Origin of the sequence: Natronococcus sp. A-GB7 (genome assembly GCF_029688865.1) — an archaeon.
In the GTDB taxonomy this organism is placed as follows: Archaea; Halobacteriota; Halobacteria; order Halobacteriales; family Natrialbaceae; genus Natronococcus.
Genome location: NZ_JARUKV010000006.1, coordinates 168,849 through 182,892 on the forward strand (window position 1 = coordinate 168,849; position 14,044 = coordinate 182,892).

At 55.4% G+C, this 14,044-nt stretch carries 8 protein-coding genes; 5 read left to right on the top strand and 3 right to left on the bottom strand.

The features are described from left to right. Window positions 1-11: 11 nt before the first annotated feature. The gene (locus QA609_RS07670; protein ID WP_278302008.1) at window positions 12-1,163 is read right to left on the bottom strand and encodes a glycosyltransferase family 4 protein; all 1,152 of its coding nucleotides are present in this window, start codon (window positions 1,161-1,163) and stop codon (window positions 12-14) included. Between the two features lie 196 nt (window positions 1,164-1,359). Beyond that, entirely contained in the window at window positions 1,360-4,743 is a 3,384-nt protein-coding gene (locus tag QA609_RS07675; protein WP_278302009.1) for a hypothetical protein, read from the bottom strand. Between the two features lie 969 nt (window positions 4,744-5,712). Here QA609_RS07675 and QA609_RS07680 point away from each other — a divergent pair. The 3 genes from QA609_RS07680 (at window position 5,713) to QA609_RS07690 (ending at window position 9,831) form a co-directional block, all read left to right on the top strand. Continuing rightward, the gene (locus tag QA609_RS07680) at window positions 5,713-7,605 is read left to right on the top strand and encodes an asparagine synthase-related protein (protein ID WP_278302010.1); all 1,893 of its coding nucleotides are present in this window, start codon (window positions 5,713-5,715) and stop codon (window positions 7,603-7,605) included. Between the two features lie 365 nt (window positions 7,606-7,970). Next, on the top strand, window positions 7,971-8,807 hold the full coding sequence (locus QA609_RS07685) for a hypothetical protein (protein WP_278302011.1): 837 nt from the start codon (window positions 7,971-7,973) through the stop codon (window positions 8,805-8,807). Between the two features lie 247 nt (window positions 8,808-9,054). Continuing rightward, the gene (locus QA609_RS07690) at window positions 9,055-9,831 is read left to right on the top strand and encodes a succinylglutamate desuccinylase/aspartoacylase family protein (RefSeq protein ID WP_278302012.1); all 777 of its coding nucleotides are present in this window, start codon (window positions 9,055-9,057) and stop codon (window positions 9,829-9,831) included. 131 nt (window positions 9,832-9,962) lie between these two features. Here the strand turns inward: QA609_RS07690 and QA609_RS07695 are convergent, their stop codons facing one another. Then, the gene (locus QA609_RS07695; protein ID WP_278302013.1) at window positions 9,963-11,429 is read right to left on the bottom strand and encodes a flippase; all 1,467 of its coding nucleotides are present in this window, start codon (window positions 11,427-11,429) and stop codon (window positions 9,963-9,965) included. Window positions 11,430-11,521: 92 nt separating this feature from the next. Between QA609_RS07695 and QA609_RS07700 the strand changes: the two genes are divergently transcribed. Then, a complete protein-coding gene (locus tag QA609_RS07700; RefSeq protein WP_278302014.1) occupies window positions 11,522-12,793 on the top strand; it encodes an asparagine synthase-related protein in 1,272 nt (423 codons plus the stop codon). A gap of 254 nt (window positions 12,794-13,047) precedes the next feature. Next, a complete protein-coding gene (locus QA609_RS07705; RefSeq protein WP_278302015.1) occupies window positions 13,048-13,977 on the top strand; it encodes a glycosyltransferase family 2 protein in 930 nt (309 codons plus the stop codon). The last annotated feature ends 67 nt before the right edge of the window (window positions 13,978-14,044 follow it).

Genomic DNA, 14,044 nt, shown 5'->3' on the forward strand with positions numbered 1-14,044 from the left:
AATAGGAGGTGTCAGTCCGCCGAACTACTGCTAGCGACGGGCTGTTCCTGCCGTTCGGCGTTTTCGTCTACGAGTTCTCGGTAGACGTCTGTCGTCTGTTGTACGGTGTCCCGCCAAGAATACCCATTCAGGATCTTCTCACGGCCTCTCTCTCCCAGTTTCTCTCGTCTTTCGGGGTTCATCTCGAGGAACTCGTCGAGCGCGTCAGCGAGTTCTGCGGGCGATTCCGACGGAACGAGTTGGCCGACGTCCTCGACGAGCGGGCGGAGCTGCTTGAGGTCCGTCGTCACGACCGGTGTCTCACACGCGAGCGCCTCGAGGACGGTCCGAGGCATCCCCTCGGCGAGACTCGGTAACGCGAACAGATCAGCCTCGCCGACGACCGCCGGAATCGCCTCGTTCGGGATCTCACCCAGGAACTCGGCTCGATCGCGGATACCCTTCTCGCGTGCGAGTGCCTCGAGTTCCTCACGCTGCGGACCGTCGCCGACGAGGACGAGCTCTCGCTCCGGATACGAGTCGGCGACGCGAGCGAACGCGTCGATCAAGTAATGCGCCCCTTTTCCGGGCTGGAGTCGACCGACGAACGCGACGTACGGGTTCTCGGTGCCGTTATCGACGGCATCCGGAACGAAACCGCCGTCGGCCGCCGTCGGCGCGAACTGCTCGCAGTCGATCCCGTTGTGGATCACTTCGATATCGGTGTTGACGCCGCGGTCGAGCAGTTCGTTCCGGTCTCGCTCGTGATAACAGAGGATCCTGTCCGCGGACTCGAAGGCGAGACGTCCGACCGTCGGGAGATACGTGAGCTGAACCCACTTTGGAACGCTCTGCGAAATCAGTCCGTGGTTCGTCAACACCGTCGGCTTGTCACGTAGCTGAGACGCCAGCGCGGCCACGACACTCGAGAAATAGAGATGCGAGTGAATGTGGACGACGTCGTACTGTTCCGCCTCCGTGACGAGATCCGAGACGATCCCCGGCGTGATCGTGTTGTTCATCGGTCGGGCGACCTGCCGGTAGCGCTTCACTTTGTAGCCGTCTCGAGTCTCACAGCCCGAGAGCGACGAATCACCGTTATCGGACGTATAGACGGTGATGTCGTGTCCATCTTCGGCCTGGAGCCTTGAGAGATGGTGTGCATGGAGTCCTATCCCCCCCATCTTTTCCGGGTAGAGACTCGGCACAACGCGCATAATATTCATTGTGTCTGGTTCCTCATCAAGTAGAAACATACATTTTTCGAATGCCTATTTCTCTCGTGAATAATACAGAAGCCTCTATACAAGAGCCAGCCCCATGTCGACTCGCAAAAATAACCCTTCGTATCACTCAGTTCAAAGAGACGGCACCGACTACCTACTGCAAGTCGACGTCATCGAGTTCGGGATCATAGGCACCACCGAGTGCAGATCGGTATTCGGCGTTAATAACTCCTGAACTCATCGCGACATCAGGCCGCCGTACTTGAGCACTTGCGTTGTCGTTTGCCGTGGTCACGTCCTCGACGGTGAAATCCTCGATGAGCACACCGGATGGATCTGTCACACTGGTGTACGTACACCGAATCGCCGGTGCGTCGACAGACGGTCCACAGAAGACATCGAGATCGGTGATGTTGCCGCCGTTGGCGTCACTGTTGATCCTGACGATATCGTTCTGAGCGTCGGAGCCATCGATCTCGATCCGCTCGGCGATCGGCTCGCCACCGTTGAGCCAGAGAGCGGTTCCGGGATAGAGTTGATTCGACCCGTCGTCGAGGAAGATCTTACAGTCACGGGCTTCGTCCCCGATTCCGAGTCGGATGTTGCCGCTGCCACAGTTCGCCGCGGCACACTGATTGAGAATATTGTCTCCAGAACTGTTTCGAACGTAGAACCCGTTTCCAACGGTTCTCTCGACGAAACACTGCTGCCAGATATTCATCCCGTCGTGTGGCGGGTCAGCGCTGATGCCGATCGAGTGGCCACCGACTGCTGGTGCATCCGCACTCTCAATGTCGCCGTCCGGGATCGTAACGTTGCGAATCAGTGAGAGCGCATCTTCGTCGAGTGTATTAATAAGACAAGTGTACCGGGTTCCGCCTTCAGGGCCGTACGGCATACGGTTGCCGATCAGTTCGACGTTGTCGATCAAACACCGGTCGACGTGGGCCGTGATCAACGCCGCGTCTCGCTCAGACACGTCGCTGATATCGACGTCAATGTTCCGAACGGCGACTTGATTCGGTGGAGTGTCGTCGTCCCACGATCCGAAGCCGAACGCGACGTCGACGTTCGGTTCGGTGATCTGTAGCGTTGCACGCCTATCACCCCTGATTTCAAGATACTCGACGGGATCGGTGATATAAAAGTCGGTATTCCAGCTGTAGGTGCCACGCGGGAGGACGAACTCGTGATTGACCTCGTCCTGTGCGTCGATGTACGACAGGATCTCTGCCGCCAGATCACCGTTCTCATCGATCGAGGGCTCTTCGGCGACGTCGACAGCCGTGACATCAAGCGATCGGCTTTCGAGTGTGGTCGTTACTCCCTGACCTGCCAGCGTCGTCTGGATCTGGTCGATGCAGTATCGGTAGTTGCTGGAGAGTGATGTACCGGTGTAGACACCGTGTGTGACCGAGAGGAACTCGCTTTCGAGCGGGTAGTCGGCTGCTGCTCGGCCACGTGTGTAGGTGTCGCCGTCACCGTCACATAGCACCCAGCAGACGTCACCTGACTCGAGGGCGACGTCGAAGACGAACGTATCGCCAGGGTTGTGGCCTTCGACCGACTGCTGGCGGAGAACGTTCCCCGAATCGTCGGTCAGATATGCCGTTGTGACGTCCGTCTCTCCCGAGAGACGACACTGCAGACTCCGAATAGCCTCCGTTGCTTGAATCCGAACGCCCGACCAATCCGTGAATCCGGACTGGGCTTCCTCATCACTTCCAAGGCCGAGCGTATCAACGTCGGCGCTCGTTTGTACCGTCTGGATCTGGTCGATACAGTACCGATAGTTGTCGGAGAGCGATGTGCCGGTGTATATTCCGTGTGTTGCTGAGAGGTGATCACCCTCGATCGGGTAGTCGACTGCTGTGCGACCGCGGGTATAAGAACCACTCCCCCCGTCACACAGAATCCAGTACGTCTCCCCGACGCCAAGCCCGGTATCGAACATAAACGTCCCACCTGGCTCCAGATCAGCGACCGATTGCTGAGAGAGGACGTTGCCGGAGTCGTCGGTGAGATAGGCGGTAGTAACGTCGGTGTCGGCAGAGAGTCGACACTGTAGCCCATGGGCCGCCTCCGTGATTTCGACGCGAACGCCAGACCAGCTCGTGAACCCGGACTGGGCCTCCTCGTCGCTACCCAGGCTTAGCGTATCCACATCGTCGCGTCCGTGGAGTGTTTCGATCTGATCGATACAGTACCGGTAGTTATCGGAGAGCGACTCTCCGGTATAAATTCCGTGTGTTGCGACGAAAGTACCGCTCTCAATCGGATAGTCGACTTGCGCTCGCCCACGGCTGTAACTCTCGCCGTCGCTGTCACACAGTACCCAGTACGCTTCACCGTCGGCCAGTACATCAGTGAAAGCGAACGTCTCGCCCGGATCGAGATCAGCGACTGACTGCTGGGAGAGAACGTTCCCAGAATCGTCGGTGAGGTATGCGGTAGTAACGTCTGTCCCGTCCGAAATACGACATTCGACCCCATGAACCGGGTCCGTGAGCTCGACGCGAACGCCGGACCAGCTCGTGAACCCGGACTGGGTCTCGTCGTCCGAGCCGAGATCGAGGAGATCCGTAGTATCCGGCGCGTCCGGCGTCACAAAGTTCGTCTGTTGCGGGACGATTCGATCGATACAGTACCGATAGCTTTCGGTCTGCTGCCCGCCACCGTAGATCCCGTGCGTAATATCCAAGGCCGCGCCCTCGATGGGGTAATCGGCTGCTGCTCGACCACGAACGTAGCTGCGGCCGCGAGCATCGAAGACGATGCGGTAAGCCTCACCAGGATCGAGTGAACTCTCGAAGGTAAATGTATCGCCACCATCGAGTGCCGCGACGGTCTGGCGTTCGAGGACGTCCCCGTTATCGGCTGTTAGGTATGCCGTCATGACGTCTTCCGTCTCCGTCGAAAGCCGGCATTCGAGGCCGTGGACGGCTTCAGTAACCTGAATCTGAACGCCGGCCCAGCTATCCAAACTGGCCCAGGTTTGGCCCTCGTCGTCAGTTCCGAGGTTCAGTGCCGTGCCGGTTGGTTCGCTGATGTCCGGGATTCGGATCTGGTCGATACAGTACCGATAACCCCCACTCTGCAGATCACCGCCGTAGATCCCATGCGTTGCTATGAGTGAGTTGCTCTCCTGGGGGTAGTCGACCCCAGTGCGACCACGAACGTAGCTGTCACCGTCTGCATCACACAAGATCCAGTAGGTTTCATCGGCAACGAGTCCGGTATCGAACGAGAAGGTCGCTCCGCTTCCGAGACCGCCGATCGACTGCTGGTCAATCACCTCCCCTGAATCGTCGGTTAAATATGCCTCGGTAACGCCGCTGGTCTCTGAAGATAACCGACAGTCGAACTCCGCGATATCTGTGGTCGCCTGAATGCGAACCCCAGATGGCTGATCTAGGCCGCTCCACGATTGTGACTCCTCGTCGCTTCCAAGATCGAGCGTCTCACCACCGAACGCCGGGCTGACCCGATCAACACAATACCGGTAGCTACTCGTGGTCGCGCCATCACCGGCGAACACTCCGGTCGTCGCGACCAGCGAGTCGCTCTCAATTGGGTAGTCAACCGCTGCCCGACCCCGACCGTACTCCCGTCCCCGGGCGTCACAGAGGATCCAGTAGGTTTCGTCCGCCTCAAGTTCGGTCTCGAACGTAAACGTCTCACCCGGGCTAAGCGTCGCAATCGACTGTCGCTCGATGATGTTACCTGACCCGTCAGTCAGGTACGCTGTAAGAGCACCGGTCGTCCAAGCAGAGAGACGACACTCGAGTCCATTGATGGCCTCGGTCGTCTCGAACTCAAAACCGGATCGATTATTCAGGTTTTGCTGATGGTCGTCGTCCGCGAGATCGAGTACTGCTGGGGTCATCTTTGCACCCCCGTATCCCTCGTCACGTTGCTCACGCCACCCGTTCCGTGCCCGTTGTGTTGGGTTTCCGGTCGTCGTCCCATGTTGTCTTGTATTAGTGTATTGCTGCTAGATTAATTTCTGAAACTATACTATTGTGGCCTTCAGTTATTGAGCTGATCGTCGTTCTGATAGACTATATTACCTGAAGATAGAATGACTCATAATATAAAGCATTTATCCTCTACGGAACATAGAAGACTATTTATTCTATTATTTCAACAGTGTGAATGAGAGTAAGGCTGCAGTGCAAGTAGTGGACGGCATTTCATACCGCCCGGACTCGTATGAATATTGGCGTAGCCTGATTGCTTTCGCGAGACAAGTTTACCCAAATGTTTCCACTTCTTCTGGCGAAAAACTTATACTATATACTTCCATCTATAAAACAGAGATGACGAGAATTGGGGACTGTATTTCGGTTGTCGTCGGTTCTTCTGAAGCGCTTTGCTCCGGGCAGAGTCAGTTTGCTCGAACAATGGTCTCTTTATCGAGGCAAAGTCGTGGTATAACCAGATCTGAAGACTCTATCTCTATATCGAAGGCTGATTCGTCTGATAACGCACTCATGTGTGATTTTCGATGACAGTAGCACATGGAGTGGTTTCTATCGACGGATCACTGGACCAGGAGGTATTTGAGGAATGGCTTCCTGGTACTCAATTACTGCGGTACACGACCGACGACGTTGCAGTTGCAACTTCACAAAGGAGTAGCCATCAGCCGGCAACTGCCGAAACTGACTCGGTTCGGTGCTGGCTCATCGGCGAGGTCTACGGCCAAAGTGTTACCGGACGCGATGGTTCGGAGACGTACCGGGCCAGACCCAACCACCTTACCTCCGCCGAATTTTGTCTGTCCCTCTATGAACGGTCGGGCTTCGAGTTCCTCGAGGCGCTCAACGGGAACTATACGTTGTTGCTCTACGATGAGGCTCGCCGACGTTTTACCATCTGTACCGATCGGTTCGGGACGGTCCCAATCTACTGGACGCAGACCGACGACGCCGTCGTCTTCTCGACGAACATCCAGTACCTTCCGTTTCATCCGGCGGTCGATACCGCGTACCATCCGGCCTATCTCCACGAGTATCTCGCGTTCCGATGTACGTTCGGTGTCAAAACACCGCTCGAGGGAATCGAGAAGTTCGAGCCGGGAACGATTACCTCGGTCGTGCTTGACGAGCGTTCGATCCGGACCGAGCAGTACTGGCGTCCCCACTACCAGCCGCGTGCGGAGTCCTTCGAGTGGTTCGTCGAGGAGTTCGCCGCTCGGTTCCAGACGGTAATCGACGAATGGATGCGAGATGACCACGAGTACGGCGTGTTGTTGTCAGGGGGACGGGATTCGCGACTCATCCTGGCGGCTCTCGACGACGCGACCGCGTTCCATATGAACGACTGGATCAACCGTGAGGCCCGGACCGCGATTCAGATCGCCCTCCAAGCCGGTGCGGAGTTCCACCTGCTTGAACGCGGTGCGGCGTACCGGATCGAGGCACTCGAGCGCAACCGGTGGGCCGATTCGTTCAACGGCTGGTTCAGTCAGCCCTATACGAGCGGGTTTGAAGCTGAGATCACCGGTCGCGTCGATGGTCTACTATCGGGACTGTACAGTGACTCGTTGTTCAGTGGCTACAGCGTCCCATCGCCGAGGGTGTCACTTGGGCCGCTGGGTTCACTGGCGGTCCCAATCGAGCGCTCGATCGATAGTCTTGATGGGTACATCGATCTCCTGCTCGAACGCGCCCACGACAACCTCGAGATGCCGACCGATCTCCGGACGATCCTCGAGTCGAACATCTACCGTGACGGCGATCGAATCATCCACCACGGCGTCACCTATGAGTCGCTCCAGGACCTGGTCTACTACGGGAGCTGTTATCCGCTTTCGAACGACGACGATATGCGGGTTCACAGCGATCTTCGTCGGATGCTTCCTTATCGGTCGCCGTTTCTCGACAACCGGCTGTTGGACCTCTCGCTGTCGATGCCGCCCCGATACCGGCTCCAGCGAGATCTCGTTGGCCAGGCGGTGACCCGGCTTGACCCCTCTCTCGCGGCGATCCCTCACGCCAGCACCGGAGTGGCACTCTCGCGGCCGTTTCCGATCCAGTATGTCGGCGAACACCTCCTAGAGCTCTGGCAGAAGCATTTGTCTACGCGATCGCCACCAGAACCGTATATGACCGACGGTCCGTGGCTGGACGATGTCGAACTGCTCCGCTCGTTCGAGTTCCCGACCGAAGTGCTCAGCGAGTACGGGCGGTTGGCCGACGCATCTCCCGGCCCGGACGCGAACGCGATCCGCGAGTTGTACCGGGATCACTGTAATGGAGAGAACTATATCGGAGTGCTTTACACGCTGCTGACGGTGTTGACGATGCCAGTGACCGAACAGGTTCTCGACGGCGAAGTGACCTCAAACATCACCGAGGTTCGTCGCCAACCGACCGTGGTAGACGAACATGACTGAGAAACGTCCACGACCGATATCAGTGTGCCCGGTCTCTCCATTGGCATCGCGATCCAGTCTATGATCTTCATTTCGAAGCGGTAGTTCCGGTTGTCGCTACACCAACTCGCCAGTTCTGAGCAGCCTCCGCTGGCAGGTCAGACAACCAAGATTTGACACTCGTATGTTGAAGCACCCATCGCTGTTTCTCTAGGAGGTGGTAGCAGCAAGGCTACACTGAAAATGGCTCGCGATACTGGGGTATGACTGAGAGCGATAATTCATTCAACAAGAATCTGTATTGAGAGACTCTCTGGGCTATTGAGACGCAGAGTGATTTCAATCTTATTGAATAGATTTATTAATCGAAGGAAAGATATACAAGTATGAACAGACGGCTTTTCACGAAAGTCACAGGTGTCTCGGTAGTCGGGGTCCTCGCCGGTTGTACGTCTCCCGACGACGGTGAGTCGGACGGTGTTAATGACGGGGAAACAACCGAGGACGACGATGAGCCGGCCGACGGCAACGGTGAAGAACCGGTCGATGACGACACCGATGAGGAGACGGACGACGACGACAGTGACGAGGAACCAGCCGACGACGACACCGACGAGGAAGCGGATGAAGAGGCTGACGACGAGGAACCAGCCGACGACGACACCGACGAGGAAGCGGATGAAGAGGCTGACGACGAGGAACCAGCCGACGACGACAGCGATGAGGAAACGGACGAAGACGCTGACGATGAGGAACCAGCCGACGACGATACCGACGAGGGAACGGACGAAGAGGCCGTCGACGAGGAACCAGCCGACGACGACACAGATGAGGAATCTGAAGACGAGGAGGCCGACGAGACGGATGAGGACGACACCGATGACGACCCATCAGAGCCGGACGAGTTGGATGCAGAGCTCGTACTCGATGACGAACTAGAGGATTTGCTCGAGGTCGACCACGAGTTCATTTGGGAGTCTTACGAGGGCTCACACCTCTGTAACATCAATGTTGAGATGGACAACACGTCGGCGACTGCCGAACTCTATTACGAAGGGATCGGTCTGATTACCGATGCCGATGGAAATTACCTCTCCGACGACGTTGCGCGATTCAGTCTTGGTCCGGAGAACAGCTCTGAGTATACGTTCTCGCTTGATCAGTGTGCTGAGACGGCTGCATACCGTGTCGAGTTTGAAGCGGATCAAATCGTAGAGGAATGAATCAAGCAAGGCAGATCAGCAGGAATCTGCCTTAAGCAGCCTCTTCTCCGAGAGAAAAGCCTTCAATCGGATTTCCTTGACTACCGATTACGTGTGTGTCTTGGTACCCTACATATAGTTCTTGCTAACTGTACAAAATCCACTAATTTTATATATTGTACTCTAATTTTCTTGGGTGGTTGTAATGCAAGACAAATCGGCAATAAAAAAATCACAGCAACGATTAACTACCAGCCGGCGAGCCCTTATGGTCGGCGGCTCGGCAACGGTACTTGGGTCGTTCACGCTCGGGGCGGTTAGTGCCGAGGAGTCGGTCACCGAGGAGGTCCGAACGCTGCGTTCGGGAACGCGCTACGAGACGCCGGCCTATATCCGTGAGGCACCGACGGCGGGTGAGACCGTGGTCGTCCTTGGTGGTGTGCACGGCAGCGAACAGGCTGGAATCGACGCCGCACACACAGTCCGCGAGTGGGAGTTCGAGCAGGGAACGCTCGTCGTGATTCCCGAGGCCAACGCACCCGCGGTTCGTGACAGTACGTATAGCGGTCCCGATGGCGACCTCAACCAGCAGTTCCCGTCGGGTCGGTCGCCGACAACGTCAATTGCCGAGGCGATCTGGGGGTTCATCACCGAAATGGATCCTGCGGCCGTCATCGATATGCATAGTTCGATGGGTATCTGGGGATCGTCTCGTGGACCCAGCGGGTTCGGTCAGGCGATCTTTCCGTCCGCTGCGGGCGGGTCTCGAGAGATCGCAGGTCGGGTCAATCGCTTGCTGAACGACGATCTGATCCACGCATCCGAGGAGTACGACAACGCCTACGAGTTTACGCTTGGCAATACGCTCGCAGGTGAGCATCCACGTCTCATCCACAAGGTCGCGGCTGATCTCGGTCGAGCCGGTTATCTGACGGAAGTGACTCGCCACGGTACCGATCTCGCGACTCGGACCAGGTGGTCCGAAGCAGTTGCTGCAGAACTGCTCGAAAATCACGGCATCGTAGCCGAGTACACGCCGGAATAACTCCCTCTAGAATACGGCTCGGAGACACGAAAGCTGCGGTGAGTAGTGAGATTTTGTCTCATTTCCTTCACGGAAGCTCCTTACTGAGACGTTTTGCAAAACGGAGACCCACTAATCCGTTGCCGATCGTGTTACATTACTGCCGAAACACGGCGCAGGTCGAGCAATCCGGTCGAATGAACGCCAAGAGCCCAGACGGCAACTCCAGCAACGATAGCAGGAAGTGCAATCCACGCCGCTGTTGTCACCGTAAGGACAGCAACCACGACAACCGCCATTACAGTGGTTATCGCAGTCGTTTGCGCAACGTCCCATCCGATGGTGTAGACGTTAAACTGAATCTCCCGATACATAATCAGGAGATTCACACCCGTGTACAGCGAGTGGGTAATGATCGTCGCCCACGCTGCACCGACAACGCCCATGATCGGAAGAAGGACAACAGTAAGTACGACATTGGCAACGGCAGCCGATCCGCGAGCGTACGCACGGGTCTTCGCTCGACCGAGATAGTCCAGTGCCTCACTCGTGATCCGCAGAATCCCCTGAAACGACGCATACAACGCGAGGATCTGGAGCACAGGAGCTGCACCGGCATACTCCGATCCGAACGCCAGTATTACTACCGGTTCGGCGACGAGAACGAGACCAACCCCGGCCGGAATATACAACATCAGCATGTAACCAAGTGCCTCCTCGTAGAGCCGCCGGACGGTTTCGGTATCACCTGCAGCGTTATCCGCCGAAAGCGTTGGAGCGAGAACGAACCCAAGAATCTTTGCGGGGCGGTCGACGATTGTGACTACTTGTTTGGCAAGCGAGTAGTAGGCTACTGCGACTGGCGTTAGAATCGCACCAACGAGGACGGTGTCGACCTGTTTGTCGAGCTGATTCGCGCCACGAGTTGCTGCTAACGGCAGTGCGTACTCGACGATCCGTCTTCGAAGTCCGTCTTCGACCGGCCCGACGTCGTCGAGATGTGGTCGATACGTCTTCCGGTAGAACGCGGTGAGTCCAATCAAGCATGCCAGAATGCCGCCGACGGCAAAGCCAGCTAGCGCGCCGATTCCACCCGTCCCTAAGAGTGCAAAGACCGTTGCGAACAGTAACCGTAGAACTCCCTCAAGTCCCTGAATCAACCCTGCGTATTCAATTTGTTCGGCACCCTGAAACACTGCACGGAGATACGAAACACAAGCAAAGGTTACCAGGACGGCTGTTCCCACTTGGAGGTAGGGTGCTACTGCGGGTGTCCCAAGCAATGTTGCAAGCCAGCTGGCGCCGATATATAATACAGTTCCGACGAGCGTGACAGAACCGACTGCAACTACACCGCCAAATCTGAGAATATGACGAACCTGTGTCGGACCTCTGACTCGATACTCCGAAACATATCGTGCCGTTGATTTTCCAATTCCCCAATCACTTATCACCCGTGAAACCTGGATAACCGCAAGCGCGAGGAAGACGAGTCCATAGGCGTTTGGCGAAAGGAGTCGTGCGAGAACAACATATAATAGTGCTGTTGCCCCAGCGTGCGTGAACTGACCAATTGTCTCAGCACGAAGACGACTTGCAACGATATCTGCCCGGCCCATTGGTCTCCGTTCGAGTATCAGGCGTGCTAATTCTACCGATCTGATTGCATCAAAAGGATCAATAGGACCAAGAATAAATCAGCAGCTGAAACATGACCTTCTCCCATAGAATTGACGATTTTTTGTTTTATGGGTGCGAGATAAATCCGGAAAGAGTTGGATTACCGGAGACCCTACGGACGAACCCGCCAACGGAAACATACTGCGCTGATATTTCTGCCCTCACGACTCGCGCGACTAATCTTCTGCATACAATTCTCTCTGAAAAGATAGCAGCACTCCATGCGGAGACGCAGCATATTATTCCTCTAAGTAGTGGGCTCGATTCACGAATTCTGCTCGAGGCGCTTCTGAAGCATGTCGATACAGAGAACATAACGACAGTCAGCTACGGCTCTCCTGGTACATGGGATTTCGAGATTCCCAAGGCAATCGCTAATGAGGTCGGTGTCACCCATCGGCAAATAGACCTCACAAGCAAGCAGACGGAGTGGTCGCTTTCTACGCTTGAGGCGCATGCTGCGACGTTGGATATCGGGCAAAACATCTTTGAGTCGTACCCGAACTCGCTGCCAGTTCACACGGTTTCTACCGAACGAAGTGTTATTTGGAGTGGGTTTTACGGAGCACTGACTGGAGGAAAGTTGATAAGCGATCGGCCGACCTGTTGGAGCGCGGCACAGCAGTATTTTACAGACTGGAACAAAAGTACGGACTCGCCACTTCTCAGTGGTGAATATACGCCGGAAGCGTCGCTTCCATCCGAACCATGGCTTCCTTCCGACGTACTCGGATACGATCTGCAACTGAATCTTGGTGTTCGCCAACAGTGTAACACTGGACCTGGTGTGATCCATGACCCGGATCTGTATGAAGCACCGTATACAGACGACAGATGGATCCAGTTTTGGTGTCGAGTACCACGGGAGTATCGACAGGACCGCTCTCTGATCGAATCGATGTTCTATAACGTGTGTCAACACTCTCATGCCTATCCCTCCGATGGAAACTACGGAGCGCCTATCTCACGCAATAGCTATTTGGCCTTTGCGTGTGGTGCCTCCAAGGTCCTTTATGCGCGCGCAAAGGCAGCACTTTTTGATGGGCTTCATTACCCTGATCCTCACGAAAACTACGTGAACTACGGCGCTGCTTTCCGATGCGATGAGCGCTTCCGAAAGATTGGTCGTGAAGCGCTTTCCAGTCTAGAGGAGCGCAATCTCTTTGAGGAGGCTGTCACTAATCGATGGAAGAAACACCTCCGGAAAGGAGGGCTCGGTAAGGAAATACAACTTTTGATATCCCTAGAGCTGTTTCTGCAAGTTGAAGACGAGAACCGGAAGTCATCCGCAGTTCGAGTATAGATGCCTCAGCAGCTCGGCAATACGGTACTCAGGATAGTTTGACAGCATCGATGTTGGGTTTTGTTGATTAATACTTGTTATCTCACAACGCACCGTTTTAAGAGACAATCTGATCGACCTACAAATACACTACTATTACTACCTCTGGAAATGAAAAGAGATAAGTTCGGAGAGAGTAGTGGTAGAATAAACAGCGAGTATCGTTTGCTGGATGTGGTTAGAATCAACATATATGAGACCGGAATAGAATAACAATGTCTACCTCGCTACCACTTGTGAGCGTTGTCATCCCCACGTATAATCGAAAGGACCTACTGCCAACCGCTATCGAGAGTGCCCTTGCTCAGACCTACGATAATCTCGAGATTATCGTCGTCGACGACTGCTCCACTGATGGGACGCAAGAGTTGCTCAAGGAACGCTATGCAACGGAGGTTCGGTACCTTCGCCATGATGAGAACCGCGGCGGTAGCGCAGCGCGGAACACGGGGATCGAAGCGGCGTCTGGGAAATACATCGCACTCCTCGATTCGGACGACGAATGGCTTCCACGGAAAGTAGAGAAACAGGTCGATCGATTAGAAGAACTGTCCAAAGACTGGGTGGCAGCATACTGTGACTACCATCAAACAAGACGCTCATGGCTGATTGAAACGTTCGACAATATCTTCCCGAGAACGAGCGGCCAAGAGGGGGGGACAGAACTGATTGAAGACCTCCTCACCAAGCAGTTCGCCCACGGCGGTTCCTCCTCGTTAGTGATTCGAACAGCGACGTTAGAAGCACTCGGCGGCTTCGACGAACGGTTTCAGCGGCATCAGGACGTTGAGTTGTTACTTCGGTTGCTCCAGTGTGGAAAACTGGCGTACGTTGATGAGGAACTGTTTCGAAAGCACGATTCCGGAAATCCTGCCCTTGAGGACGTTGTCTCCTCCGATGAACTGTACCGAGAGCAGTTCTCGTCATTGATCAACGAGTACGAGCGCCGGGGTGCAGACATCACCGGGATCCATAACTATCGACTTGCCAAGTACTACTTTCGCAACGGGTTGTTCCGAAAGGGGTACCAAAATCTTCGTTTAGCATCCTATCCGGAGTTTCGAGACGTTGTCACGGTCCTTCTTGCCATCCTCAAAGGCACGAAACTCAAAACCACAGAGGTTCGATCCCGGGTTGTCGAGTAACGTAGTGGAGCCGATCTCGGGGAAGTTCTCGAGTTTTTCTCCGGTGGCCAATATCGAAAATACGTGC

Bases quoted from the DNA above. Each gene is read 5' to 3' on its own strand.
- QA609_RS07680 (WP_278302010.1), top strand. From the start codon at position 5,713: ATGACAGTAGCACATGGAGTGGTTTCTATCGACGGATCACTGGACCAG.
- QA609_RS07695 (WP_278302013.1), bottom strand. From the start codon at position 11,429: ATGGGCCGGGCAGATATCGTTGCAAGTCGTCTTCGTGCTGAGACAATT.
- QA609_RS07690 (WP_278302012.1), top strand. From the start codon at position 9,055: ATGGTCGGCGGCTCGGCAACGGTACTTGGGTCGTTCACGCTCGGGGCG.
- QA609_RS07700 (WP_278302014.1), top strand. From the start codon at position 11,522: ATGACCTTCTCCCATAGAATTGACGATTTTTTGTTTTATGGGTGCGAG.
- QA609_RS07670 (WP_278302008.1), bottom strand. From the start codon at position 1,163: ATGGGGGGGATAGGACTCCATGCACACCATCTCTCAAGGCTCCAGGCC.
- QA609_RS07705 (WP_278302015.1), top strand. From the start codon at position 13,048: ATGTCTACCTCGCTACCACTTGTGAGCGTTGTCATCCCCACGTATAAT.
- QA609_RS07685 (WP_278302011.1), top strand. From the start codon at position 7,971: ATGAACAGACGGCTTTTCACGAAAGTCACAGGTGTCTCGGTAGTCGGG.